Genomic DNA, 24,641 nt, shown 5'->3' with positions numbered 1-24,641 from the left:
GCTGTTTGCCCTGCGGCTACCCATTGTGGGTCATGGGTCCGACAGCCCGGCCCGCGATGGGCCCGATGTTCCGGCCCGAACGGGTCCGGCGTCACGGCCTGCGACGGTCGGCACCCGGCCCGGGTAAGGGGCGCAAGTAAGGGGCGGAGCGCCATGGACTCCGCCCCTTACACATCCAGTTCAGCGGCTCAACGGCCCCTGCGCCGGTCTTCGTCCTGCCTGCCGAGGAGTTCGTCCGCGAGCGTGGGCAGGTCGTCGAGCGGAGTCTCCTCCGCCCACTCCGGGCGGCGCCGCTTCCGGCCGCCGCCGCTCTCATCCTGAGGCGGCTGGGCTCCCCATGAGGACTGGGACGGCCGGGCACCCTGCCCCTGGCCCTGGTCCTGTCCCGGACGGCCATGACCGCCCCGCTGCCTCTGCTGCCCGTGCTGCCCCTGCCCCTGCTGCTGCGCCAGCTGGGCCGGGTCCACCTGCGGGAGCTCCCGCGTACGCTCGCTCTCCGACTCCGGGGAGGCGGGGCGCGCCCCCTCGTCCTCCGGCCGGAAGAGCCACGGCGGCACCCGGTCGGCAGGGTCCGACGACCGCTCCGGACGGACCGGCGGGAGCACCGCGGTCTCGTCCATCGCGCCCTGCGGCGGCTGCGGCAGCACGGCGGTCTCCTCCGAGTCCGACGGGCCGGAGCCGGCCGACGCCCCGGAGCCGGACGGCGTACCGCCCTCCTCCGGCTGTACAGCCGGCAGCACCGCCGTCTCGTCCATCGGCCGCGCTTCGCCACGGGAGTCCGTACGGGCGTCCGTACCCGCGTCCATACGGGAACCCGTCCGAGGGTCCACCCGCGGCGTCTCCACCGTCTGCGTCTTCTCCGAATCCGAGCCCGAACCCGACCGCGCGCCCGAACCCGAGCCCGACCGCGAACCCGAGTCGCCCCCCGAACCCGAACCCGAGACAGCCCCCGAACCCGTCCCCGAGCCCGCGTCAGCCTTCGCCCCCCACGTCACCCGCACAGCCGGCGTCTCAACGGTCGGAGCATCCGTCGCCGGAGCACCCGAACCAGCCGAGCCCTCCGCTCCAGCCGCCCCAGCCGCCCCAGCCGCCCCAGCCGCCCCAGCCGAAGCCTCCGGCACCTTCCGAGCCGCCGCCTCCGCGGCCGCCACCCGCGCCTGCTCCGCCCGGAGCAACGCCTCCTCGGCCCTGCGCTGCTTCTCCAGCCGCCGCGCCTCGGCCTCGGCGCGCAGCCGCGTCTCCTCCTCATGCTGCTTGCGCAGCCGCTCCTGCTCGGCGGCGTGGGCGCGCTCCTCCGCCTCGCGGCGCTTGCGCTCCTCCTCGGCCTTGCGGGCGGCTTCCTCCTCCGCCTTACGGGCCTCCTCGGCCTTGCGCTCGGCCTCGAGGCGGCGGGCCTCTTCGAGCTCGCGGCGCTTGCGCTCTTCCTCCTCGGCCCGGAGCTTGGCGAGCTGCTCCTGGCGCTCGCGCTCCAGCCGCTCCTCCTCGGCCTTGCGGGCCGCCTCTTCCTCCGCCTTGCGGCGGGCCTCCTCCTCCGCGGCCTTGCGGGCCTCTTCCTGAGCCTTGATCTCGGCCTCGGAGAGCGGGAGGAGATGGTCGAGCCGGTGCCGTACGACCGTGGTGACGGCCTCCGGTTCCTGTCCGGCGTCGACGACGAGGTAGCGGGTGGGGTCAGCGGCGGCCAGGGTGAGGAAGCCGGACCGTACCCGCTGGTGGAACTCGGCGGGCTCCGACTCCAGCCGGTCCGGCGCCTCCGTGAACCGCTCGCGCGCCGTCTCCGGCGACACGTCCAGCAGCACCGTCAGATGCGGCACGAGGCCGTCGGTCGCCCAGCGCGAGATGCGGGCGATCTCGGTCGGTGAAAGGTCGCGGCCGGCGCCCTGGTAGGCGACGGAGGAGTCGATATAGCGGTCCGTGATGACGACGGCGCCGCGCTCCAGGGCGGGGCGGACGAGGCTGTCGACGTGTTCGGCACGGTCCGCCGCGTACAGGAGGGCCTCGGCGCGGTCCGAGATCCCGGCGGAGGAGACGTCGAGGAGGATCGAGCGCAGCCGCTTGCCCATCGCGGTCGCGCCGGGCTCACGCGTGACGACCACCTCGTGGCCCTTGCCGCGGATCCACTCGGCGAGCGCCTCCACCTGCGTGGACTTGCCCGCGCCGTCGCCGCCTTCGAAGGCGAGGAAGAAGCCCGTGCCGGACGGGGCCTGCGCCGGGTCGCCGCCGCGCACCACGTCGAGCAGGTCGCGCCGGAACCGTACGCCGTGCCGGTCGTCGGTCTTGCCGAGCACGAGCGCCGCGACGGGCAGCAGCAGCGCGCCCACCAGCATCAGCGTGAACGCGGCGCCGCCGTGCGCGAAGACGAAGCTGCCGCTTATGAGCCGGTGCGGCCCGATGGCGGCGGCCAGCACCGGGGCGACGACGGCGCTGAGCGCCATGGCCAGCCGGACCACGGCGTGCAGATGCTCGGTCGTACGGGCCCGCCGCGCCTCCTCCGCCTCCTGGTCGAGGAGGGAGTGGCCGGTCCCGGCGGCGACGCCGGACGCGATGCCCGCCAGCAGGATCAGCAGCAGGACCGTCGTCGTGTCCGGCACCAGACCCGCCACCAGCATCGCGAGGCCGGTCAGCGCGAGGGCGAGCGCCAGCAGCCGGCGGCGGGAGAAGCCCGGCAGGATCTTCGTGGCGCTGCGGATGCCGATGACGGGGCCGCCGGACAGGGCGAGGACGAGCAGCCCGTAGGCGACCGGGCCGCCGCCGAGGTCGATGGCCTGGAGCGCGGCGACGGCGACGGCCGCGGCGATCGCGCCCGCGACGGCCGCGCACGCCAGCACCAGCACCGGGATCGCGCCCGTGCGGCCGCGGTCGGGGCCCTCAGGGGTCTTGGGGCGGCGCAACCCCTCAAGCGGGGAGCGCGCGCGGGGGGTCTGCACGCCGGGCAGGTGCAGGAGGTAGAGGATCGAGACGGAGGCCGCGAAGAGCCCGGCGGCCACGTACGCCCCGAGGGCCGCCTGATGGGTGTCGAACCAGTCGACTCCCGTACCGATCAGCTTCCCGATGAGCGAGACGACGGCGAGCGCCGCCGCGGCCACGGGCAGCGAGACGAAGGTCGTACGCAGCGAGAGCCGCCGCAGCGCGTCGTAATGGTCCGGCAGCGGGCGCACCGCCGCGCCCTCCGGGGGCGGCGCGGGCAGCAACGCGGGGGCCGCGCCGTCCTTGGCGACGGTCCAGAAGCGCTCGGCCACCCCGGCCAGGAAGGCCGTGACCAGCAGCCAGGCGAACGCGCTGTCAGGGGTCAGATCGGCCCACAGCGGCGCAACGATCAGCAGCGCGAGCCGGACGCCGTCCGCGCCGATCATGGTCCAGCGGCGGTCGAGCGGGCCGCTCGGGGAGATCAGCGCGGAGAGCGGCCCGAGCAGGACCGCGCCGAAGAGCAGCGTCGCGAGCAGCCGCGCGCCGAAGACGGCGGCGACCGCGAAGGCCGCACCCCGGTAGCCGCCTCCCAGGGAGCCGTTGGTGACGGCCGCCTGGAGCGACAGGAGAACTAGGACAAGAAGGGCGAGTGAGTCCCCGACACCACCGACGAACTGGGCGCTCCACAACCGCTTCAGCGGGGGGATGCGCAGCAGTGCCCGCACGGCCCGCTCGCGGGAGTCCGCTGCTAGGGCGCCGGATGTGGGGGTCACGACCGTTGGCTGCTCGGCACGCGTCATCCTGCCAGCCTATCCGCAGCGCGCGGATCTACACGGCTCACCCGAACAAATGACCGGGATAGGTGAACCGGCCATTTTGGCGGCCATCAGGCGGAAACACCCGCCCGTCCCGACCGCCTCCCCGAGCCCGTGGGGCAGCCGGAAACCCCGGCAACGCCGCGGCCCGTCCCCGCCGCCCAGCGACAGGAACGGGCCATCGTGCGTGCACCCCGGCAGGGGCCGGAAAACCGGGCGGACCCCAGCCCTCCCCAGCAGAAGCCGGAGAACCGAGCGGACCCCAGCCCTCCCCGGAAGAACCGGAAGAAGCCGGAGAACCGGGCGGACCTCAGTCCTCCCCGGCCGCCGCCTTGACCGCGGCCTTCTCGGCAGGGGCCTTCTTGGCCGCCGTCTTCTTCGCCGCCGTTGTCGTCTTCTTGGCGGCCGTCGTCTTCTTCGCGGCCGTCTTCTTCGCCGGAGCGGCCTTCTTCGCGGCCGTCGCCTTCTTGGCCGGGGCCTTCTTCGCCGCCTTCTTGACGGTCTTCTTCGCGGTCTTCTTGGCCGGGCCCTTGGCGCGCTTCTCCGCCAGCAGCTCGTACCCGCGCTCGGGCGTGATCGTCTCGACGTCGTCGTCGCGGCGCAGCGTCGCGTTCGTCTCGCCGTCCGTCACGTACGCGCCGAAGCGGCCGTCCTTGACCACCACCGGCTTCTCGCTGACCGGGTCGGTGCCCAGCTCCTTGAGCGGCGGCTTGGCGGCGGCCCGCCCGCGCTGCTTGGGCTGGGCGTAGATCGCGAGCGCCTCTTCGATGGTGATGGTGAAGAGCTGCTCCTCACGCTCCAGGGAGCGCGAGTCCGTGCCCTTCTTCAGATACGGGCCGTAGCGGCCGTTCTGCGCGGTGACCTCCACGCCCTCGGCGTCCTTGCCGACGACGCGCGGCAGCGACATCAGCTTGAGCGCGTCCTGGAGGGTCACCGTGTCGAGGGACATGGACTTGAAGAGCGAGGCGGTGCGCGGCTTGACCGCGTTCTTGCCGGTCTTCGGGGTGCCCTCGGGCAGCACCTCGGTCACGTACGGGCCGTACCGGCCGTCCTTGGCGATGATCTGGCGCCCGGTCTCCGGGTCCGTGCCCAGCTCGAAGTCGCCGCTCGGCTTCGCGAGCAGCTCCTCCGCGTACGCGACGCTCAGCTCGTCGGGCGCCAGGTCCTCGGGAACGTCCGCCCGCTGGTGGCCCTCGGAGTCCTTCTCGCCGCGCTCCACGTACGGGCCGTAGCGCCCGACGCGCAGCATGATCCCGTCGCCGACGGGGAAGGAGGAGATCCCCCGGGCGTCGATCGCCCCGAGGTCGCTGACCAGTTCCTTGAGGCCGCCGAGGTGGTCGCCGTCGCCGTTGCCCGCGTCGGCAGCGCCGCCCTGGCCGACGCCCTCGCCCTCCCCTTCGCCGAAGTAGAAGCGCTTGAGCCACGGCACGGCCTGGGCCTCGCCGCGCGCGATGCGGTCGAGGTCGTCCTCCATGGAGGCGGTGAAGTCGTAGTCGACGAGCCGGCCGAAGTGCTTCTCCAGCAGGTTGACCACGGCGAAGCTCAGGAAGGAGGGGACGAGCGCGGTGCCCTTCTTGAAGACGTAGCCGCGGTCGAGGATGGTCCCGATGATCGAGGCGTACGTGGACGGGCGGCCGATCTCCCGCTCCTCCAGCTCCTTGACGAGCGACGCCTCGGTGTAGCGGGCCGGGGGCTTGGTGGCGTGGCCGTCGACCGAGATCTCCTCGGCGCTCAGCGCGTCGCCCTCGGCGACCTGCGGCAGCCGGCGCTCGCGGTCGTCGAGCTCGGCGTTGGGGTCGTCGGCGCCTTCCACGTACGCCTTCATGAAGCCGTGGAAGGTGATCGTCTTGCCGGACGCGCTGAACTCGGCGTCCCGGCCGTCGGAGCTGGTCCCGCCGATCTTCACGGTGACGGAGTCGCCGACCGCGTCCTTCATCTGGGAGGCCACGGTCCGCTTCCAGATCAGCTCGTAGAGCTTGAACTGATCACCGCTCAGACCCGTCTCGGCCGGTGTGCGGAAACGATCACCCGAAGGTCGGATCGCCTCGTGCGCCTCCTGCGCGTTCTTGACCTTCCCGGCGTACGTGCGGGGCTTGTCCGGCAGGTAGGAGGACCCGTACAACTGCGTGACCTGCGCCCGCGCGGCCTGCACGGCCGTGTCGGAGAGGGTGGTGGAGTCCGTACGCATATAGGTGATGAAGCCGTTCTCGTACAGCTTCTGGGCCACCTGCATCGTGGACTTCGCGCCGAAGCCGAGCTTGCGCGACGCCTCCTGCTGGAGGGTCGTCGTGCGGAACGGCGCGTACGGCGAGCGGCGGTACGGCTTCGACTCGACGGACCGCACCGTGAAGGCGGTGTCCGCGAGGGCCGCGGCCAGCGCGCGGGCGTTGGCCTCGTCGAGGTGCAGGACCTGCGAGCCGTCCTTGAGCACGCCGGTCGACCCGAAGTCGCGGCCCTGGGCGACGCGCCGGCCGTCCACGGTGGCGAGGCGGGCGGCCAGGGTGCCCGGGTCGCTCGCGTCGCCGGGCCGGCCGGTGGCGAACGTACCGGTCAGGTCCCAGTACTCGGCGGAGCGGAAGGCGATGCGCTCGCGCTCCCGCTCGACGACGAGCCTCGTCGCGACCGACTGGACGCGGCCGGCGGACAGCCGCGGCATGACCTTCTTCCACAAGACCGGCGAGACCTCGTAGCCGTAGAGGCGGTCGAGGATGCGGCGGGTCTCCTGGGCGTCGACGAGCTTCTTGTTGAGTTCGCGCGGGTGGGCGACGGCGTCGCGGATCGCGTCCTTGGTGATCTCGTGGAAGACCATCCGGCGGACCGGGACCTTGGGCTTGAGGACTTCCTGGAGGTGCCAGGCGATGGCCTCGCCCTCCCGGTCCTCATCGGTGGCGAGGAAGAGTTCGTCGGACTCGGCCAGCAGCTCCTTGAGCTTCTTGACCTGGTCCTTTTTGTCGTGGTTCACGACATAGATGGGCTGGAACTCGGCGTCCACGTTCACGCCGAGGCGGGCCCATGACTCGCCCTTGTACTTGGCCGGGACCTCGGCGGCCCCGTTCGGCAGGTCGCGGATGTGCCCGACGCTCGCCTCGACGACATATCCGGGGCCGAGGTAACCCTTGATCGTCTTCGCCTTGGCAGGCGACTCGACGATGACGAGTCGGCGGCCGCCGTGTGCGGTCTCGCTGGTCGGGGACAACTTCGCTCTTCTCTCCGGTCGACACTCGGTGTAGGCGCTGCGGTGACGCTGCGGAGTGTGACGGTACATCCCGCCCCCGTGTCAAACGGAAAAAGCCCGCAACGCCACTCGAACGGTAACCCGACAAGCGTCCTGTCTGCCGCCCGGACCGGCACACGGCTGACAGCGGCGGTCCGGCGGCAGCGGCCCGTATCGGCCAGGGCCCGGAGCCCGGACCCGGCCGGGGGCCACGGACCGGCTGACTCCGGTTCAGCCGGCGACGGCGGCCGGGCTACCGCGCGTACGAGCAGGTCAGGCGTACGGCCGTAGGTACGGCCAACTGTGCGAGCGAAGGCCCGGCCGGGGTTCCGCTAGCGGGACGCCGACTGTTCTCTTCAGGGGCTCTGCGCGGGCTCTTCGGGAACGGTCCGGGGCCCCGCCGAATCGCTCCGGATGCGCAAACGCTCGCGTCCATACGTGTCCATGTCCGTACGCGCTTCCGCCAGGACGCGGTCCGGGACGCGACGCGGCACACGGCCGGCGGGGCCGCATCGCCCGCTGGCCGGATCAGCCGGACCGAAATGCCCGGCAAACCGCCGAGCGCGCGTCCACACCTCCCGGAACGGTGGCGTAACTCATATCGCCCACCGGCGATACAGGCCCTCCCCTCCCCAAGGGACATCCGGCGGGCACCCGGCAGGCGCCCTCAGCCCGACAGGCACCCGGCAGCCGCCCGGCAGGCACCCTCAGCCCGACAGGCACCCGGCAGCTGCCCGGCAGGCGCCCTCAGCCCGGCAGGTACCCGGCAGGCGCCTTCAGTCCGCCAGGCCCGCCGGAGTCAAGAACCCCTGCTCGACCAGGAGTCGGATGGATTCCGGAGTGCGGTCCCGGAGCAACACCGGATCCTCCTCCATGAGTTGCGCGATGGCGTCGAGGATGCGGCCCGCGCTGAGCGTCCCGTCGCAGACCCCGGCGAACCCGGCGCCCACCGTGTCCACCTTCGTCGCCCGCCGCATACCGCGGTTCTGACGGAGCACCACATGCTCGGGATCCTCCGCGCCGGGCGCGCCGACCTGCTCCTGCGCGACCTCCGCCGCGAGGTGGAACCGCGCGGCGAGCAGCGCCGCGTCGTCGTGCGAGCGCAGGAAGTCCTGCCGCTCGAAATGCGCCCGCACGGCCTCCCCCAGCGGCTGCTCGACGGGGTGCGGCCACTCCTCCGCGACGATGGACGGCTGCTCGGCGCCGGACTTGCGCAGCGTGATCCACCCGAAGCCGACGCCCCTGGTCTTACGGGCCTCGAACTCGTCCAGCCAGGCGTCGTACCGCGCCGCGTACTCCGCGGGGTCCGCACGGTGATCGCCCCCGTCGCGCAGCCACAGCTCCGCGTACTGCGTGACGTCCTGCACCTCGCGCTGCACGATCCACGCGTCGCAGCCGCGCGGCACCCACGAGGAGAGTCGCTCGCGCCAGTCCTCGCCCTCCACGTGCTGCCAGTTGGCGAGCAGCTGGCAGTAACCGCCGTCGTTGAGATGGTCCGCCGACCGCTGCGCGAGCGTGCGGCACAGGTCGTCACCCGCCATGCCGCCGTCGCGGTAGGTGAGCCGCGCGCCGGGCGAGATGACGAAGGGCGGATTGGAGACGATCAGATCGAACGCCTCGTCCGCGACCGGCTCGAAGAGCGAGCCCTCCCGGAGGTCGGCGGCGGGCGCGCCGGAGAGCGCGAGGGTGAGCCGCGCGACGTGCAGGGCCCGGGGGTTGAGGTCGGTGGCGGTGACCCGGGTGGCGTGCTGGGCGGCGTGCAGGGCCTGGATGCCGGAGCCCGTGCCGAGGTCGAGGGCGCGCTCCACGGGCGTACGGACGGTGATCCCGGCGAGCGTGGTGGACGCGCCGCCCACGCCCAGCACCAGCTGCGAACGGTCCACACCGGACGTGCCGGCGAGGCCGCCGGCGCCGCCGACCGCGCACCCGAGGTCGGCGACGACCCACCAGTCCTGCCCCTCCGGTCCGCCGTACGGGCGCACGTCGACCGTCGCCCGTACATCGGCGCCCTCTGCGGCCAGCCAGCCGTCGGCGAGGCAGTCCTCGACGGGGAGGGCCGCGGCGGCCCGCTCGTACGACACGGGGCGCTGGAGGAGGAAGAGTCTGACGAGCGTCTCCAGCGGGCTCTCGCCACGGGTGGCCCGCAGGGCGGGCACGGTCTCACTGCGGGCGAGCGCCGCGTAGGCGGGCGCGCCGAGCAGGTCGAGGAGGCCGTCGGCGGTGAAGGCGGCGGCGAGGAGCGCCTCGCGCAGGCGGTCGGTGCGCGCGAGGTCGGCGGCGGGAAGGCGGTGCGTACTCACACCGACCATTGTCGGGGGCACCACTGACAATTGGCGACAGCCCGGCGCCACGCCCCTGCGCCATGCCCTTGCGGGGCGGTGCCAGCGGGCTGGCGCGCTGCCGGGCTGCCGGGCTGCCGGGCTGCCGGGCTGCCGGGCTGCCGACAGACTGTCTACGGGCTGCGGCTACCGCTCCGCGGAACGGGCGCGCCGTCCCGAGCCTGAGACCGCACCCGCCCCGCTGGCCGCGCCCGCCCCGCTCCTCCTTCGGAGCCCCCCGCTCCTTCTTCTGAGCCGGCCCGCTACTTCTTCGAAGCGGAGGGCGACGCGGAGTCCGAGGGGGACACGGAAGTCGACGTCCGGCGGCAGCCGGGCTGCTTCGTCATCGCCTTGCCGACATCGCCCGCCTGGAGCTTCTTCAGCGCGTCCTCGCTCTTGCCGTTGAGCTTGTTGAGGCCCGAGACGATGCCGTTGAGGCCGTCGGAGAACTTCTGCTTGTCAGAGGTGTTCAGACCGTCTATCTGCTTCTTGAGCCCCTCGTAGGCGCCGGAGAGGTCGTTGAGCGCCTTGACGGCGTTCTTCTGGGTGGTCTCGCCGTCCTTGACGGGCGGCGCTCCCGCGCTGTCGATGGACGTGGCGAGCGACTTGTAGGCGTCGGCGTTGTCCTGGAAGGCGGCCGAGTCGGTCTGCTGGACCTTCTTGGAGTTCTCTTCACCGTGCAGCGACGCGATCGCGCTGTTGGCGTCCAGGACCTTCTTGACCTGCGGCTGCATATTGCCGCAGACCTTCTTGGCCCAGTCGTCGAGCTTCTTGTCGCCGTCGTCGCCGCCGCAGCCGGTCAGCATCAGTACGAGTGCCGCACCGCCGGACAGCGCGGCCACAAGCTTCTTGTTCACCGGATCGGTCCCTTCCATGGCCTTCGGCCCCGGAACTTACACGTCCCAGGTGTGAAGGCCGCGAGCTGCGCATCCGGTGTGACCTCTTTTGTAGCCATTTGCATCAAGCTGGCCGTGGCATTCGCCGCACCTGAGCACGCACCTGAGCACGCATCTGAAGGCGCTCCTGGGCGCTCCTGGGAGCGCTCCCGAGCGTGCACCTGAGCCAGAGTCAGTGCGCCCCCTCCGCGCCCCGGCTCGCCCGCCGGAGCCCGGACGCGCGGACGGGCGGACGGTGCGCCCGCGCGCACCACCCGCCCGTCCCCTCCGCGAGGAGAGTCCGCCCTCAGGACACCACCGCGGGATCGGCGGTGCTCGCCACCCGTTCGGCGCCGTCCTCCTCCTCGCCCACGGTGATGCTGCGCCGCTTGGACACGTACACCGCGACGACGATCACCACGATGGCCAGCGCCGCGACGCCGGCCCGCAGCCCCGCGTTGGCGTCGGCGCCGTAGCTGAACTTCACCACCGCCGGAGCGATCAGCAGCGCCACCAGGTTCATCACCTTCAGCAGCGGGTTGATCGCCGGCCCGGCCGTGTCCTTGAACGGGTCGCCGACCGTGTCGCCGATCACCGTCGCCGCGTGCGCCTCGCTGCCCTTGCCGCCGTGGTGCCCGTCCTCGACCAGCTTCTTGGCGTTGTCCCACGCGCCGCCGGAGTTGGCGAGGAAGACCGCCATCAGCGTGCCGGTGCCGATCGCGCCCGCGAGGTACGAGCCGAGCGCGCCGACGCCGAGCGAGAAGCCGACCGCGATCGGCGCCATGACGGCGAGCAGACCGGGCGTGGCGAGCTCGCGCAGCGCGTCCTTGGTGCAGATGTCGACGACGCGCCCGTACTCCGGCTTCTCGCTGTAGTCCATGATTCCGGGGTGCTCGCGGAACTGCCGCCGCACCTCGTAGACCACCGCGCCCGCCGACCGCGACACCGCGTTGATCGCCAGCCCCGAGAACAGGAAGACGACCGCGGCCCCGAGTACCAGCCCCACCAGGTTGTTGGGCTGCGAGATGTCCAGGCTCAGCCCCATCTCGCCGGCCTTCGCGTGCACCTCGCCGACCGCCGTGGCGATCGCGTCGCGGTACGAGCCGAAGAGCGCGGAGGCCGCGAGGACCGCCGTGGCGATGGCGATGCCCTTGGTGATCGCCTTGGTGGTGTTGCCCACCGCGTCGAGGTCGGTCAGCACCTGCGCGCCCGCGCCCTCGACGTCGCCGGACATCTCGGCGATGCCCTGCGCGTTGTCGGCGACCGGGCCGAAGGTGTCCATCGCGACGATGACGCCGACGGTGGTCAGCAGGCCCGTACCGGCGAGCGCGACCGCGAACAGCGCCAGCATGATCGAGGTGCCGCCGAGCAGGAACGCCCCGTACACGCTGAGGCCGATCAGCAGCGCCGTGTAGACCGCGGACTCCAGGCCGAGCGAGATCCCGGAGAGCACGACGGTGGCGGGCCCGGTCAGCGAGGACTTGCCGATGTCCCGTACGGGGCGCCGGCTGGTCTCGGTGAAGTACCCCGTGAGCTGCTGGATGAGGGCCGCGAGCACGATGCCGATGGCGACGGCCACGAGCGCCAGGATGCGCGGATTGCCCTCATGCGTGCGGATCGCGGCATCGGAGATGCCCTTGAGGTCCGCGTAGGTGGACGGCAGGTAGACGAACACCGCGACCGCCACCAGCACCAGGGAGACGACGGCCGAGATGAAGAAGCCGCGGTTGATCGCCGTCATGCCGCTGCGGTCGGAGCGGCGCGGCGCCACCGCGAAGATTCCGATCATCGCGGTGAGCACGCCGATCGCGGGGACCAGCAGCGGGAAGGCGAGGCCGGAGTCGCCGAAGGCGACCTTGCCGAGGATGAGGGCGGCCACGAGGGTCACGGCGTAGGACTCGAAGAGGTCCGCCGCCATGCCCGCGCAGTCGCCCACGTTGTCGCCCACGTTGTCCGCGATGGTCGCGGCGTTGCGGGGGTCGTCCTCCGGGATGCCCTGTTCGACCTTGCCGACGAGGTCCGCGCCGACGTCGGCGGCCTTGGTGAAGATGCCGCCGCCGACACGCATGAACATCGCCAGCAGCGCGGCCCCGAAGCCGAAGCCCTCCAGGACCTTGGGGGCGTCGGCCGCGTAGACGAGCACTACGCAGGCCGCGCCGAGCAGTCCCAGCCCCACGGTGAACATGCCGACGACGCCGCCCGTGCGGAAAGCGATCTTCGTGGCCTTGTGCGCGACCTCGGTGAGGTCCTTTGCCGGCTCGCCCTCGGCGGGCGTCGCCTCACGGGCGGCCGCCGCGACCCGCACATTGCTGCGCACCGCGAGCCACATGCCGATATAACCGGTGGCCGCCGAGAAGAGCGCACCGATCAAGAAAAAGGCCGAGCGGCCGATGCGCTGTGACCAGTTGTCCGCCGGCAACAGCATGAGCAGGAAGAACACGGCCACGGCGAAAATGCCGAGGGTGCGCATCTGCCGGGCCAGATAGGCATTGGCGCCTTCCTGTACGGCCGCGGCGATCTTCTTCATGCTGTCCGTGCCCTGACCGGCGGCGAGCACTTGGCGCACCAGCACCACCGCGAGGGCCAGCGCCGCGATCGCGACCACCGCGATCACCATCACCAGCATGCGGTTGTCGTCGGTCAGCTCCGCGGCCAGTTGGGTGGTGAAGCCGAGCTGATGAGGGGTGATAGGCCCCGCCATTCGTCCTCCTTGACGTTTGGCACATGGGCGCGCAGCTGTTCTGCGACCGTAGAGAACGACCGCGGAACAGCCGCCACGCTCAGGCGTCCTGAGCTCAAGATGTGGACGGATTGTAGGGAGCCCGGCGAGATCAAAACAGAGCGCCATGGAGGGAATTAGCCTGCACCAGGGAAGATCAAAAGGAGTACGCCGGTAAATTCGCCCGGACGAAGGAGAGCACGGAATTCACTGACGCACCGAAAATGATCTATAAAAGGATCTCAGAATCCTATGAACGCCCCAGTTCAGAGGGGATGATCGGATTCCGGGCGACGGGGCGCACACGACGGCCGGGTGGCCGCGGCCGCCCCTCCGGTCCGACTGCGGGACGGGGACGACTTCCGGACACACACCGGTGTCGGGCACGTACAACTACCGGACGCGCCCCGCTGCCGGACAGGTACGCCCACCGGGCACACACGACCGCCGCACAGGACCAGCGGCCCTGCCCGGCGTACGGCTCCCGCTCCGGCGCGCTACGGGCGTACGGGCGCGTCAGGGGGCGCTGCACGGCCAGGTGAACATGGAGGGAGCGCTGAGGGCGTCTGAGGGCACACGACGCATATAACGCGCATGCCGCCAACGCGCGAAAGCCGGACGTACGCCGCCGCGACGAAAGGGCGCAGCCTCTATGGGAACGCGTGGCTGCTACGGGAGGGCGTCGCCTCTACGGGAGCACAGCCCCTACGGAAGAGCGTCACCTCCACGCGAGCACGTAGCCCCTACGGAAGGACGGATGCCGGCGTCGTCGGCCAGGTCATGCGGATGAGGCCGCCGTTCTCGTCCGACGTCACCTCGACATCGTCGACGAGTCCGCTGATCACGGCGAGACCCATCTCGTCGTCGGCCTCGGCACCGGTCTCCTCCGGCACCGCGAGGGGCGGGGACGCACCGGCGTCGGCGCTCTCCCCGCGAGCCCCCGGCACCAGACCGGCGGAGGCACGGGGCGCGTCGTCGCCGACCTCGATGGAGAACTTCTTCTCGTCCTCGATGAGCACGACCCGGACCGGGCTGGCCACCCCATAGGTGAGATGCAGCCCGACCGCGCGCGTGCACGCCTCGCCGACCGCGAGGCGCACCTCGTCCAGCACGGCCTCGTCGACCCCGGCCCGGCGCGCCACCGCGGCCGCCACGAGGCGGGCGGTGCGGACGTGCTCGGGCAGGGCACTGAAGAGCAGTTCGACGGTGGCCATGCCATCCCCCTCGGTCGTACGTGCCCTCTTCCCGACTTCTGGAAGAGGGCGAACTCGCAGGGGCACCGGGCCTCAGCCCGGAACCCCGGCGCGGCGGTCTTCCTCCGGCAACCGTCAGTCGGTCGCCGACACCGCGTCATCCACCGAGGTGTGAATCGGGAACACCTTGGTCAGACCGGTGATACGGAAGATCTTCAGAATGCGCTCCTGATTGCACACCAGGCGCAGCGAACCCTCATGGGCGCGCACTCGTTTCAAGCCACCGACCAGCACGCCGAGCCCGGTGGAGTCGAGGAAGTCGACGCCCTCCATGTCCACGACCAAGTGGTAACTACCGTCGTTGACAAGCTCGACCAGCTGCTCACGCAGCTTGGGCGCGGTGTATACATCAATCTCGCCACCGACCTCGACGACCGTTCGGTCGCCGACGGTCCGGGTCGACAGGGACAGGTCCACGGATCCTCCAGCACCTTGCATCGAGCGGTCGCCCCCCATGGATCGGCAGCCGCGATGGCATTCAATCACTTACCGGCAGGCGAGCACGACGCCTTGACGCCATTGTCCGTCATGCCGGTGACACACTCGGTGTCGATGGCCGCCGACCAACTCCCGCCGCGCGCGGGCGCACGCCCCTCTCCCCGCACGGTCCTGGACCGACTCGCCGCCGGGGCGGGCCGTGCTGCACGCATCACTCATACGGAGCACTTGCCCCCGCGCACGGGCCGTCATGCCCCCTGGCCTTCGCAGATCCGGCCGGAAGTGATCGATGCCATTCGGGCCGCCGGCATCGACCGCCCCTGGGCCCACCAGGCGCGCACGGCCGAGCACGCGCTGCGCGGCGAGTCCGTCGTGGTGGCCACCGGCACCGCCTCCGGCAAGTCCCTCGCCTACCTCGCGCCGGTCCTCAGCGCGCTCCTGGACGGGTCCGAGGCGCCCAACGGGCGGGGCGCGACCGCCCTGTACCTCTCGCCCACCAAAGCGCTGGCGCACGACCAGCGGCGCGCCGTCCGCGAACTCGCCGCCCCCCTCGGCAACCGCATCCGCCCCGCCGTCTACGACGGCGACACCCCGGTCGAGGAGCGCGAGTGGGTCCGCCAGTACGCGAACTACGCGCTCACCAACCCGGACATGCTCCACCGGTCCGTACTCCCCGCCCACCCCCGCTGGGCCTCCTTCCTGCGCGCCCTGCGCTATGTCGTCATCGACGAGTGCCACACCTACCGCGGCGTGTTCGGCTCCCACGTCGCCCAGGTCCTGCGCCGGCTCCGCCGCCTGTGCGCCCGCTACGGTTCACATCCCGTCTTCCTCCTCGCCTCCGCCACCGCCGCCGACCCGGCCCGCGCGGCGGCCCGCCTGACCGGTCTGACAGTGGCGGAAATCACCGAGGACACCTCCCCCCGCGGCGAACTGGTCTTCGCCCTGTGGGAGCCCCCGCTCACCGAACCCCACGGCGAACGGGGCGCCCCGGTCCGCCGCACCGCCACCGCCGAGACCGCGGACCTGCTCACCGGCCTCGCCGTCCAGGGCGTCCGCACCGTCGCCTTCGTACGGTCCCGGCGCGGCGCCGAGCTCATCGCCGTCATCGCCCAGGAACGGCTCGCGGAGATCGACCGCTCCCTCCCGCGGCGCGTCGCCGCCTACCGCGGCGGCTACCTCCCCGAAGAACGCCGCGCCCTCGAACGCGCCCTGCACACCGGCGACCTCCTCGGCCTCGCCGCGACCACCGCCCTCGAACTCGGCGTGGACGTCGCCGGCCTGGACGCCGTCCTCCTCACCGGCTACCCCGGCACCCGCGCCTCCCTGTGGCAGCAGGCGGGGCGCGCCGGGCGTACGGGCCAAGGAGCGCTCGCCGTCCTCGTCGCCCGCGACGACCCGCTGGACACCTACCTCGTCCACCACCCCGAGGCCCTCTTCCAGCAGCCCGTCGAGTCGACCGTCCTCGACCCGGACAACCCCTACGTGCTCGCCCCCCATCTCTGCGCCGCCGCCGCCGAACTCCCCCTCACCGAGAGCGACCTGGACCTCTTCGGCCCCGCCACCGCCGACCTCCTCCCCCAGCTCGAAGCCCGCAAGCTGCTCCGGCGCCGCGCCACCGCCTGGCACTGGACCCGCCGCGAGCGCGCCGCCGACCTCACCGACATCCGCGGCGAGGGCGGCAGCCCCGTCCAGGTCGTCGAGTCCGGCACCGGACGGCTCCTGGGCACGGTGGACGCCTCCGCAGCCCACACCGCCGTCCACGACGGCGCCGTCCACCTCCACCAGGGCCGTACGTACCTGGTGAAGCACCTGGACCTGGCCGACTCGGTCGCCCTCGTCGAGGAGGCCGCCCCGCCCTACTCCACGACCGCGCGCGACACCACGGCGATCTCCGTCCTGGAGACCACCACCGAGATCCCCTGGGGAGACGCCCGGCTCTGCTTCGGCTCGGTAGAGGTCACCAACCAGGTCGTCTCCTTCCTCCGCCGCCGGCTCATCACCGGCGAGGTCCTCGGCGAGACCAAGCTGGACCTGCCGCCCCGCACCCTGCGCACCCGCGCCGTGTGGTGGACGGTCACCGAGGACCAGCTCGACGACGCCCGCGTCCACCCCGATGCCCTCGGCGGCGCCCTGCACGCCGCCGAACACGCCTCCATCGGCATCCTCCCGCTCTTCGCCACCTGCGACCGCTGGGACATCGGCGGCGTCTCCGTCCCCCTCCACCCGGACACCCTGCTGCCGACGGTGTTCGTCTACGACGGCCAGCCCGGCGGCGCGGGCTTCGCGGAACGCGCCTTCCACACCGCCGCCCGCTGGCTCACCGCCACCCGCGAGGCCATCGCCGCCTGCGAGTGCGACTCGGGCTGCCCGTCCTGCATCCAGTCCCCCAAGTGCGGCAACGGCAACGACCCCCTGGACAAGCGAGCCGCCATCCGCCTCCTGACCACCCTCCTGAAGGCCGCTCCGCCCCAGCCGGACTAACCCTCCGCCAAGCCCCGCCCATCCGCCCGACGGACGGCCTCACCGCCTACAGCGGGTCCCCGCCCGCGCCCTGCCTACTGCCGACAGCGGCACCCATACCGCGCCCACCGGCCGTCGCAGGGCCACCACCCCCGCCTCGTCCAGCGCTCGTCGCGGGACCACCGCCCGTGGCAGAGCCGCCCCCTATCGCCGAGCCGCCGCCCGCCGTCGCAGGACCCGCGCGGGCCCTTACCCGCGGTGCGTACGGCCCCGCCCGGACCTCGGCCACGACGTCCGACACCTCCCCTCGCACCACGCACCGCACAACCCCGGCACCCTGCGCCCCGGCCACCCGCCGGGCCAGTGCGCACGCCATCGCCTCGCCCTCGAGAGCGTGGTCCGCCGCGGCCAGGGCCGCCAGGTCGGCTGCCCCGCCGGCCCGGTGGCGGGCCAGCATCGCCTGGCCCATGAACAGCACGGCCGCGAACACCGCGCAGAGCGCAGTGACGGTGACCGTCACCCACACCGTGGCCATCCCCTCCTCACCCCACCGTCTCCTCCGCAAGGGCCACCGCCTCCCCGCTCAGCCGCAGCGCCAGCGGGCCGGGCCCCGTCGCGTGCGTCTCCACCCGTACGCGCACCAGGTCGCCCTCCCGGCCCAGCACGATCCGGGCGCCGCGCGGGGCCGCGGAGCGGGCGGCGGACTCCGCCGCCGCGGCCGGCTCCGACCGCGCCGCCGCCCGCGCTCCGGCCCGCGCCGCGTCCACGCACTGGATCTGTGCTGAGACGGCCATCAGCCCCCAGACCAGCGCCACCCCGAAGATCGTCAGCGCCGGCATCACCACGGCGGCCTCCGCCGTCACATACCCCCCGTCGGAATCAGAACTGCGCATGGAGCGCCTTCTCGATCAGCGACTGGAGCGCCGTACTGACGGCCCCGCTTGTCACCACCTTGTAAAGGACCGCGGCGAACCCGCACGCCGCCAACGTCCCCATCGCGTACTCCGCGGTCGTCATCCCTGCCTCGGCCTTGTCCCGCGCCGCGGCACAGCGCCGCGCACACCACCGCATGACCATCACAGCCGTACCCCCTCGTCCGTCCCGCTCGGCCCGCTTGTCATCAGTCATCGCGAATCGCCCCCTCAGCTCTTCAGTCCCCAAGTCCCTCAACCGCCAAGTCCCTCAGCCGCCGCTCGAAAGCCCGGCGGCCAGCCCGATCACCACCGGCACCACGCCGACCATCAGGAACGCGGGCAGGAAGCACAGCCCCAACGGGGCCGTCGCCAGCACCCCCGCGCGCCGGGCCCGTATGCCCGCCGCCCTGCCTTGCGCCGCCCGCAACTCGCCCGCGAGCCGGGCCATGGGCCGTACCCCCGGCACGCCCGTCGCCTGGGCCCGCTCCAGGGCGCGCGCCATGCCGTACGCACCGGGCAACGCACCCACGCGCCCCCAGGCGACGGAGGGTTCGCCGCCAAGCCGGACCTCGGCGGCGGCCTGCACCAACCGGTCGCCGACCGGGCCGCCGAGGGAGGAGCCGACCGCTTCGGCCGCCGCCCCAGGCCCCGCGCCGGCTGCCAGACACGCTGCCAAGAGGTCGGCAGCCAACGGGAGTTGCCGTTCCACCTCCGCCGCGCACGGGGTGTCCTCGCCGTCTCGGCGCCGCCGCTGCCAGCGCCAGGCGCCGTAGGCCGCGGCGAGTCCCGCCGCGCAGCCGACCACTCCGCCGAGGAGAATGAACACGGCAAGCCCAGCTCCGACCGCCGGAAGGTGACCCGAGATCCGCGCCTCCAGCACGGACCGCCCCCGCAGCCGGCTCCACACCCCAGCCGCACTTTTCTCCGCGAACCCCAGAGCCACCGCCCTCCGCCGCGCTGTCCGCCACCGCCGGACCTCCAGCACCGCGACCGCTCCGCACACCACCGCGCCCAACAGCGCGACACTTATCCCCAACCTGTGGATAATTTCGCCGTTCACGTCCGCGCCTCCCCACCGGCCCCACGCGCCTGCCGTACGATCCGCGCCGTCCACAGCAGCCCGGCAAACTCAAGGAGTCCGCCGACGGCGAGCGCGCCCAGCCCGGCCGGGGTGTGCAGCAGCACCCGCAGCGGCGAAGCGCCGAGCGCGCTGCCCATCAACAGCCCGAACGCGGGAAGCAGCGCCAGCATCACGGCCGTCGACCTCGTGCCCGCCAACTGCGCGTACAGCTCCTCCCGTTGATCCCGCTCGCTTCTGAGAGCCCCGGCCACCCGGTCGAGCCCGTCCGCGAGCCCGGCCCCGCCGTCGACGGCGACCCGCCAGCACGCGGCCACCCCGTTCAGCCCCTCGGCCCCCGGCTGCCGCCCCACCGTGCGCAGCGCACCCGGCACGTCCCCGCCGAACCGCGCTGCCGCCGCCACCTCCGGCCACGACGGCCCCAGGTCCGGCGGCGCGAGCCCCGCCAGCACCTCTCCGGGCTGCCGGCCCGCCCTCAGCTCGCCGGCCAGGGCCCCACAGACCTCGATCACCGCGGCCTCCCGCCGCTCCCGCTCCCGGCCCTGCCGCCGGGACCGCAGCCACCGCCGTACGAGCGGCATGGCCGCCGCCCCGGCCAGCAAGGGCAACAGCGAGGCGCCCAGCAACGCCAGTACGCACCCGATCGGCACACAGATCACCTCACGCCTCGTCCGCCACAGATCCCGCAGCCGGTCGAGCCACTCCCGCGCCCACAGCGGCACAGCCCCCGCGACCGGCGAGACCTCCCCGCCGCCCGCGAGCAGCAGCCGGGCCCGGCGCATCCCTTCGTCACGCCCCGCCGACCACCAGAGGACCGCCCCCGCGCAGAGCGCCGCCGCGCACACCGGCATCGCCTCCGACACCGTCCCCGGACCCGTCATGACACGCCCCCGCCCCGCTCGCACAGCGCCGCGAGCCGATCCCAGCCACGGGCCCGCCGGAACCCGTCCGGGCCCCACAGCGCCGCCGGTACGGTCGTGACGAACCCCTCCGCGTCACGGTCCAGGACATGCACCTCGGCGATCCGCCGCCGCCCCGAGCCGTTCCGCACCAGATGGATCACCACGGACATCGCCGCCGCCAACTGGCTGTGCAGCGCCGCCCGGTCGAGGCCGGCCGACGAGCCCAAAGCCTCCAGCCGCGCCGGAACGTCGCCCGCGGCGTTCGCGTGAACCGTCCCGCAACCGCCCTCGTGCCCCGTGTTGAGCGCCGCCAGCAGATCGGTGACCTCGGGGCCGCGGACCTCGCCGACCACGAGCCGGTCCGGGCGCATCCGCAGCGCCTGCCGCACCAGGTCCCGCAGGGTGACCTGCCCCATGCCCTCCTGGTTCGCGGGCCGCGTCTCCAACCGCACCACATGGGGGTGGTCCGGCCTCAACTCGGCGGAGTCCTCGGCCAGTACGATCCGTTCGTCCGGCCCGACCAGACCCAGCAATGTGCTCAGGAGCGTGGTCTTCCCCGAGCCCGTACCGCCGCTGATGACGTACGAGAGCCGGGCCGCCAGGATCGAGCGGAGCAGCCGTTCACCGCCCGGCGGCACCGTCCCCGCCGCGACCAGCTCCGACAGCGCGAAGGCCCTCGGCCGCACCACGCGCAGCGACAGACACGTGCAGCCCACGACGACCGGCGGAAGCACCGCGTGGAGCCGGGTGCCGTCGGGCAGCCGGGCGTCCACCCAGGGGCGGGCGTCGTCCAGCCTGCGCCCGGCGACCGCGGCGAGGCGCTGGGCGAGCCTGCGCACCGCCGCCGCGTCGGCGAAGGCCACATCCGTACGCTCCAGCCCCGACCCGCGGTCCACCCATACCTCGTCCGGCGCGGTGACCAGCACATCGGTGACCTCCGGCGCGGCCAGCAGCGGCTCCAGCGGCCCCGTTCCCACCAGCTCGGACCGCAGTCGCGCGACGACCTGGAGCACTTCGGCGTCCCCGAGCAGTCGGCCCTCCTGCCGCAGGGCCGCGGCGACCCGCGCGGGCGTCGGCTCCGCGCCGCTCTCCGCGAGCCGGAGCCGCACCGCATCCAGCAGCTCGGCGCTCATGCGGCCACGCCCCAGCCGCCGGCGAGGGCCTGCGCCCAGAACTCCTCGCAGAACAGCGCCAACGGCCCCCGGTCGCTGCTGCCGGGCGGTGCACCGGCCGTCAGTGCGTCCGCCAGGCCGGGCTCCGGCGGCAGCTCACCGGCCAGCGGCAGGTCCAGCAACCGGGCGATCTCCTCGTCGTCCAGCCCCGGCCCGCACGGGGTGCGCACCACCGCTCGCAGGTCGTCCAGCACCATGCCCGCCATGGACGCGACCCGGTGCGCCGCCGCGACGGCCCGCAGCTCGCCCGGCACCACCAGCAGCCCCACATCCACCTGCCGGAGCGCTTCCATGGTCGCGTCGTCGTTGCGCCGCGGCAGGTCCACCACCACGGTCCCGCCGCGCCGCCGCGCGGCGGCCAGCACGGCGCGCATCGCCTCGGGCTGCACGGTCGTGGCATCGCCGCGGTCCCAGCTGAGCACCCGCAGGGAATGCAGTTCGGGCAGCGATTCCTCCAGCGCACCGCCGCCCACCCGGCCGCGTGAGCGGGCGAAGGCGGGCCAGCGCAGGCCCTCGGCCCTCTCGCCGTCGAGCAGCACGTCCAGCCCGCCGCCCAGCGGATCGGCGTCGATGAGCATGGCGCGATGCCCCGCGCGGGCCGCGGTCAGGGCCAGGGCGCAGGCGAGGGTGCTCGCGCCCGCTCCGCCCCGGCCCCCGATGACCCCGACGGTGAGCGCCGGACGGCCCACGCCTTCCACGACATCGGCGATACGGTCCACGAGCCAGCCCTCGCCGTCGGGGAGCATCACCACATTGCGGGCGCCGATCACTACGGCCCTGCGCCATACGTCGGGGTCGTCGAGGTCGCGTCCGATGAGGACTACCCCCTCACGGCGCGCGGCCCCGGCCAGCCTCGACGCGCAGTCGTCCCCGACGAGGACCAGCGGCGCGTCGTCCCAGCTCCTCCTTCGCGCGGGCGTCCCGTGCGCCACCTCCGGCACGGCGCCGGCCGCCGCGCACAGCCGCAGCAGATCGTCGAGAAGCTTCTCGTCCTCGGTGATGATCAGCGGTGCGCCCGCTCCCGCACCGCTTCCCGCCCATTGATCGGACGCATTGGTTCCGGCCACGGTCCTCCCCCTCTCACTACGCGCTCTCGCATCCGCGAACTCCGCGGAACGCCGCGAGGAATCACCGTGCAGCGAAGTGGGAAATTGTGTGGATCTTGCTCCAAAACTGTGGACAACTCGACCGTTGTGAATATCCCAGTCACCTATACCAGTGACTTCCGGAGCGCAGCATGGCGATTACGGTCCGTGACGGGTATGACTGGGGAGCAGCACACGACCGGCGGGCTCGGAGCCTCGCGGGAGGGGGCGGAATGATCTGGCGCGGACGGCAAAAACACGTCCGGACATGCGACGACCCCCGCCGGGGGGGAGAGCGGGGGTCGTCCCCACGGCCGACTCGGGGGGGGAGGAGTCGGACCGGGTTAGACACGGTCGCGAACGATCCGTGACTTCCATGGTGTACCCGAGACCCTTCTCAGGCAAACCCACACGCCCCAGCTTACGCCGAATGGAGGGCCTCTATGCTCGGCCTCGTGGAAAACCACTCGCTGCCCCGGACAGCCGCCTTCTTTGATCTGGACAAGACGGTCATTGCGAAGTCAAGCACTCTCACCTTCAGCAAGTCCTTCTACCAAGGTGGCTTGATCAACAGGCGTGCCGTGCTGCGAACCGCCTATGCGCAGTTCGTCTTCTTGGCCGGCGGAGCCGACCACGATCAGATGGAGCGGATGCGCGAGTACCTCTCCGCGCTCTGCCGGGGCTGGAACGTACAGCAGGTCCGGGAAATCGTCGCCGAGACGCTGCACGAACTCATCGACCCCATCATTTACGACGAGGCCGCCTCCCTCATCGAGGCGCACCACGCCGCCGGGCGCGATGTCGTGATCGTCAGCACTTCCGGGGCGGAGGTCGTCGAGCCGATCGGCGAACTGCTCGGCGCGGACCGGGTGGTGGCCACCCGGATGGTCGTGGAGGACGGCGTCTTCACCGGCGAGATCGCCTACTACGCCTACGGCCCGACCAAGGCCGAGGCCATCAAGGAGCTCGCCGAGACCGAGGGGTACGACCTCGCGCGCTGCTACGCGTACAGCGACTCGGCGACCGACGTGCCGATGCTCGAATCCGTCGGCCATCCACACGCCGTCAACCCGGACCGGGCGCTGCGCCGCGAAGCGCTGGCCCGCGACTGGCCGGTCCTGTCCTTCACCCGTCCGGTCCAGCTGAAGAAGCGGGTGCCCGCGCTGTCCGTGCCCTCGCGCCCGGTGCTCGCCACAGTGGTCGCGGTGGGCGCTGCCGCCGCCACCGCGGGCCTGGTCTGGTATGCCAGCCGCCGCCGGTCGCCCAGTGCCCGTATCCATAGCATTTGAATCCAATTGCAGATATCTGCGGCGAGGGGTTCCGCTTGCCGTACGAGAGGAGTAGAAAGGACTTACGGCCCGCGAGACCAGGGACATCCGAGAGGAAGCCCTCAACGCACCAAGGCCCCACGGACCGAGCACGAATTCCGGGCACCCACGCGACGCCGACCCGTCGATTACGGGCCAGCCGCACCAGGTAACGGGCGAAGTTCCCCGACCTGATGGGCAAATATCGAGCACGCACTGGTAACCCGGCGGACGTGCCAGCGGCGGTACCAAAGCTTTATGGGTACCGCCGCAACTCTGTGTGTGACGCTTCCAGTCCGGACCCCGCCGAGGCTCAGGCCGCCCCGCGCTGCAGCGCCTCGCAGACGGCCGTGCTCTCCCGCACCCCCAGCTCCACGGCCCGGCCGCAGTGCGCGATCCACGCCGCCATGCCGTCCGGGGTGCCGGACGCATAGCCGTCGAGCGCCGCCGCGTACGCCGCGCGCCCCAGCTCCGCGTGGCCCACCTCGGCCGGGCAGATCGACTTGGGGTCCAGGCCGCTGCCGACGAGCACGATGCGTTCGGCCGCCCGCGCCACGAGGCCGTTGCACGAGCCGAAGGGGCGCAGCGCCAGCAGCTCGCCGTGGACCACGGCGGCCGTCACCAGCGCCGGCGCCTCACTCCCGGCGATCAGCAGCCCGGCCAGCCCGTCGAGCCGCCCCGCCACCTCCTCGGCACCGGGAAGCTCCTGCTCGATCAGCGGCTCATCGACCGGTTCGCCGGTGAGCCGGGGCCGCCCCACCGTGTCGTCCGGCTGCGCACCGCCCGCCGCCACCAGGTGCAGCCGGGCGAGGGCCCGCAGCGGCGACTGCCGCCAGACGCTCAGCAGCGTGCCGGCCTCGGCGGTCAGCCGCAGCGCCGCGCCCACCGTGCGCGGCTCGCCGCCGACGCCGAAGTCCGTGCGGCGGCGCACCTCTTCGAGCGCCCAGTCGGCGCCGGACAGCGCCGCCGAGCCGCGCGCTCCGCGGAGCGCCGCCTCCGAGGTGACCTCGTTGCTGCGGCGGCGCATCACGCGGTGCCCGTAGACGCGGTCGACGGCCTTGCGGACGGTGTCCACGGCCTCGGTCACGCCCGGCAGGGAGCCGAGGGCGGCGAGCGGATCGACTGTCGTACTCATGGGTACGACCCTACGCACTCCGCGCCCACGCCCCCCGAACGAGTGGTCTTCC

At 72.7% G+C, this 24,641-nt stretch carries 17 protein-coding genes; 2 read left to right on the top strand and 15 right to left on the bottom strand.

Annotated elements, in window-relative coordinates; genetic code table 11:
* Window positions 1–188 precede the first annotated feature (188 nt).
* The 7 genes from tmk to bldG form a co-directional block, all read right to left on the bottom strand.
* Window positions 189–3,704: a dTMP kinase gene (gene tmk / locus AB0I49_RS16155; RefSeq protein WP_363227581.1), complete on the bottom strand. Its 3,516-nt coding sequence runs from the start codon at window positions 3,702–3,704 to the stop codon at window positions 189–191.
* A 325-nt stretch (window positions 3,705–4,029) separates the two neighbouring features.
* On the bottom strand, window positions 4,030–6,915 hold the full coding sequence (gene topA / locus AB0I49_RS16150) for a type I DNA topoisomerase (protein ID WP_363227580.1): 2,886 nt from the start codon (window positions 6,913–6,915) through the stop codon (window positions 4,030–4,032).
* 794 nt (window positions 6,916–7,709) lie between these two features.
* Window positions 7,710–9,242 (bottom strand): methyltransferase, encoded by a 1,533-nt coding sequence (locus AB0I49_RS16145; protein ID WP_363227579.1) that lies wholly within the window; start codon window positions 9,240–9,242, stop codon window positions 7,710–7,712.
* A 272-nt stretch (window positions 9,243–9,514) separates the two neighbouring features.
* Window positions 9,515–10,108, bottom strand: coding sequence for a small secreted protein (locus AB0I49_RS16140; protein ID WP_363227578.1), 594 nt, complete (start codon window positions 10,106–10,108; stop codon window positions 9,515–9,517).
* A 325-nt stretch (window positions 10,109–10,433) separates the two neighbouring features.
* Window positions 10,434–12,827 carry a sodium-translocating pyrophosphatase gene (locus AB0I49_RS16135; protein ID WP_363227577.1) on the bottom strand — a complete coding sequence of 798 codons (2,394 nt, stop codon included), beginning with the start codon at window positions 12,825–12,827 and terminating at the stop codon, window positions 10,434–10,436.
* Between the two features lie 761 nt (window positions 12,828–13,588).
* Complete coding sequence (locus AB0I49_RS16130) at window positions 13,589–14,059, bottom strand: ATP-binding protein (RefSeq protein WP_363227576.1); 471 nt, start codon at window positions 14,057–14,059, stop codon at window positions 13,589–13,591.
* Between the two features lie 114 nt (window positions 14,060–14,173).
* The gene (bldG, locus tag AB0I49_RS16125) at window positions 14,174–14,515 is read right to left on the bottom strand and encodes an anti-sigma factor antagonist BldG (protein WP_098752640.1); all 342 of its coding nucleotides are present in this window, start codon (window positions 14,513–14,515) and stop codon (window positions 14,174–14,176) included.
* A gap of 54 nt (window positions 14,516–14,569) precedes the next feature.
* Here bldG and AB0I49_RS16120 point away from each other — a divergent pair, with 54 nt between their 5' ends.
* Window positions 14,570–17,017 carry a DEAD/DEAH box helicase gene (locus AB0I49_RS16120; protein ID WP_363227575.1) on the top strand — a complete coding sequence of 816 codons (2,448 nt, stop codon included), beginning with the start codon at window positions 14,570–14,572 and terminating at the stop codon, window positions 17,015–17,017.
* Window positions 17,018–17,063: 46 nt separating this feature from the next.
* On the opposite strand, the gene AB0I49_RS16115 is transcribed toward AB0I49_RS16120, so the two are convergent.
* The 7 genes from AB0I49_RS16115 to ssd form a co-directional block, all read right to left on the bottom strand.
* On the bottom strand, window positions 17,064–17,531 hold the full coding sequence (locus AB0I49_RS16115) for an Rv3654c family TadE-like protein (RefSeq protein ID WP_363227574.1): 468 nt from the start codon (window positions 17,529–17,531) through the stop codon (window positions 17,064–17,066).
* Between the two features lie 7 nt (window positions 17,532–17,538).
* Window positions 17,539–17,889: a TadE family type IV pilus minor pilin gene (locus AB0I49_RS16110; RefSeq protein WP_363227573.1), complete on the bottom strand. Its 351-nt coding sequence runs from the start codon at window positions 17,887–17,889 to the stop codon at window positions 17,539–17,541.
* Complete coding sequence (locus AB0I49_RS16105; RefSeq protein ID WP_363227675.1) at window positions 17,876–18,073, bottom strand: DUF4244 domain-containing protein; 198 nt, start codon at window positions 18,071–18,073, stop codon at window positions 17,876–17,878. The genes AB0I49_RS16110 and AB0I49_RS16105 overlap by 14 nt, the downstream gene beginning before the upstream one ends.
* 105 nt (window positions 18,074–18,178) lie before the next feature.
* Window positions 18,179–18,736, bottom strand: a complete 558-nt coding sequence (locus AB0I49_RS16100; RefSeq protein ID WP_363227572.1) for a type II secretion system F family protein — start codon at window positions 18,734–18,736, stop codon at window positions 18,179–18,181.
* A gap of 230 nt (window positions 18,737–18,966) precedes the next feature.
* The gene (locus AB0I49_RS16095) at window positions 18,967–19,869 is read right to left on the bottom strand and encodes a type II secretion system F family protein (protein WP_363227571.1); all 903 of its coding nucleotides are present in this window, start codon (window positions 19,867–19,869) and stop codon (window positions 18,967–18,969) included.
* Window positions 19,866–21,023 carry a TadA family conjugal transfer-associated ATPase gene (locus AB0I49_RS16090; RefSeq protein ID WP_363227570.1) on the bottom strand — a complete coding sequence of 386 codons (1,158 nt, stop codon included), beginning with the start codon at window positions 21,021–21,023 and terminating at the stop codon, window positions 19,866–19,868. Before AB0I49_RS16090 ends, AB0I49_RS16095 begins: the two co-directional genes overlap by 4 nt.
* Window positions 21,020–22,129 (bottom strand): septum site-determining protein Ssd, encoded by a 1,110-nt coding sequence (gene ssd / locus AB0I49_RS16085; protein ID WP_363227569.1) that lies wholly within the window; start codon window positions 22,127–22,129, stop codon window positions 21,020–21,022. Before ssd ends, AB0I49_RS16090 begins: the two co-directional genes overlap by 4 nt.
* A gap of 461 nt (window positions 22,130–22,590) precedes the next feature.
* On the opposite strand from ssd, the gene AB0I49_RS16080 reads away from it, so the two are divergent.
* On the top strand, window positions 22,591–23,436 hold the full coding sequence (locus AB0I49_RS16080; protein WP_363227568.1) for an HAD family hydrolase: 846 nt from the start codon (window positions 22,591–22,593) through the stop codon (window positions 23,434–23,436).
* 331 nt (window positions 23,437–23,767) lie between these two features.
* Here AB0I49_RS16080 and AB0I49_RS16075 read toward each other — a convergent pair whose 3' ends face one another.
* A complete protein-coding gene (locus AB0I49_RS16075; protein WP_363227567.1) occupies window positions 23,768–24,589 on the bottom strand; it encodes an oxidoreductase in 822 nt (273 codons plus the stop codon).
* Window positions 24,590–24,641: the final 52 nt, after the last annotated feature.

The organism is Streptomyces sp. NPDC050617, from assembly GCF_040654795.1.
Taxonomy (GTDB): Bacteria; Actinomycetota; Actinomycetes; order Streptomycetales; family Streptomycetaceae; genus Streptomyces.
The sequence above is the reverse complement of the archived record's forward strand: the minus strand, read 5'-3'. Positions and strand labels throughout refer to the sequence as shown.

What these genes read in the sequence shown, in the direction of transcription:
- tmk (WP_363227581.1), bottom strand. Translation starts at nt 3,704, where the DNA reads ATGACGCGTGCCGAGCAGCCAACGGTCGTGACCCCCACATCCGGCGCC.
- AB0I49_RS16145 (WP_363227579.1), bottom strand. Translation starts at nt 9,242, where the DNA reads ATGGTCGGTGTGAGTACGCACCGCCTTCCCGCCGCCGACCTCGCGCGC.
- AB0I49_RS16135 (WP_363227577.1), bottom strand. Translation starts at nt 12,827, where the DNA reads ATGGCGGGGCCTATCACCCCTCATCAGCTCGGCTTCACCACCCAACTG.
- AB0I49_RS16130 (WP_363227576.1), bottom strand. Translation starts at nt 14,059, where the DNA reads ATGGCCACCGTCGAACTGCTCTTCAGTGCCCTGCCCGAGCACGTCCGC.
- AB0I49_RS16120 (WP_363227575.1), top strand. Translation starts at nt 14,570, where the DNA reads ATGGCATTCAATCACTTACCGGCAGGCGAGCACGACGCCTTGACGCCA.
- AB0I49_RS16115 (WP_363227574.1), bottom strand. Translation starts at nt 17,531, where the DNA reads ATGGCCACGGTGTGGGTGACGGTCACCGTCACTGCGCTCTGCGCGGTG.
- AB0I49_RS16110 (WP_363227573.1), bottom strand. Translation starts at nt 17,889, where the DNA reads ATGCGCAGTTCTGATTCCGACGGGGGGTATGTGACGGCGGAGGCCGCC.
- AB0I49_RS16105 (WP_363227675.1), bottom strand. Translation starts at nt 18,073, where the DNA reads ATGGTCATGCGGTGGTGTGCGCGGCGCTGTGCCGCGGCGCGGGACAAG.
- AB0I49_RS16095 (WP_363227571.1), bottom strand. Translation starts at nt 19,869, where the DNA reads ATGACGGGTCCGGGGACGGTGTCGGAGGCGATGCCGGTGTGCGCGGCG.
- AB0I49_RS16090 (WP_363227570.1), bottom strand. Translation starts at nt 21,023, where the DNA reads ATGAGCGCCGAGCTGCTGGATGCGGTGCGGCTCCGGCTCGCGGAGAGC.
- AB0I49_RS16080 (WP_363227568.1), top strand. Translation starts at nt 22,591, where the DNA reads ATGCTCGGCCTCGTGGAAAACCACTCGCTGCCCCGGACAGCCGCCTTC.
- AB0I49_RS16075 (WP_363227567.1), bottom strand. Translation starts at nt 24,589, where the DNA reads ATGAGTACGACAGTCGATCCGCTCGCCGCCCTCGGCTCCCTGCCGGGC.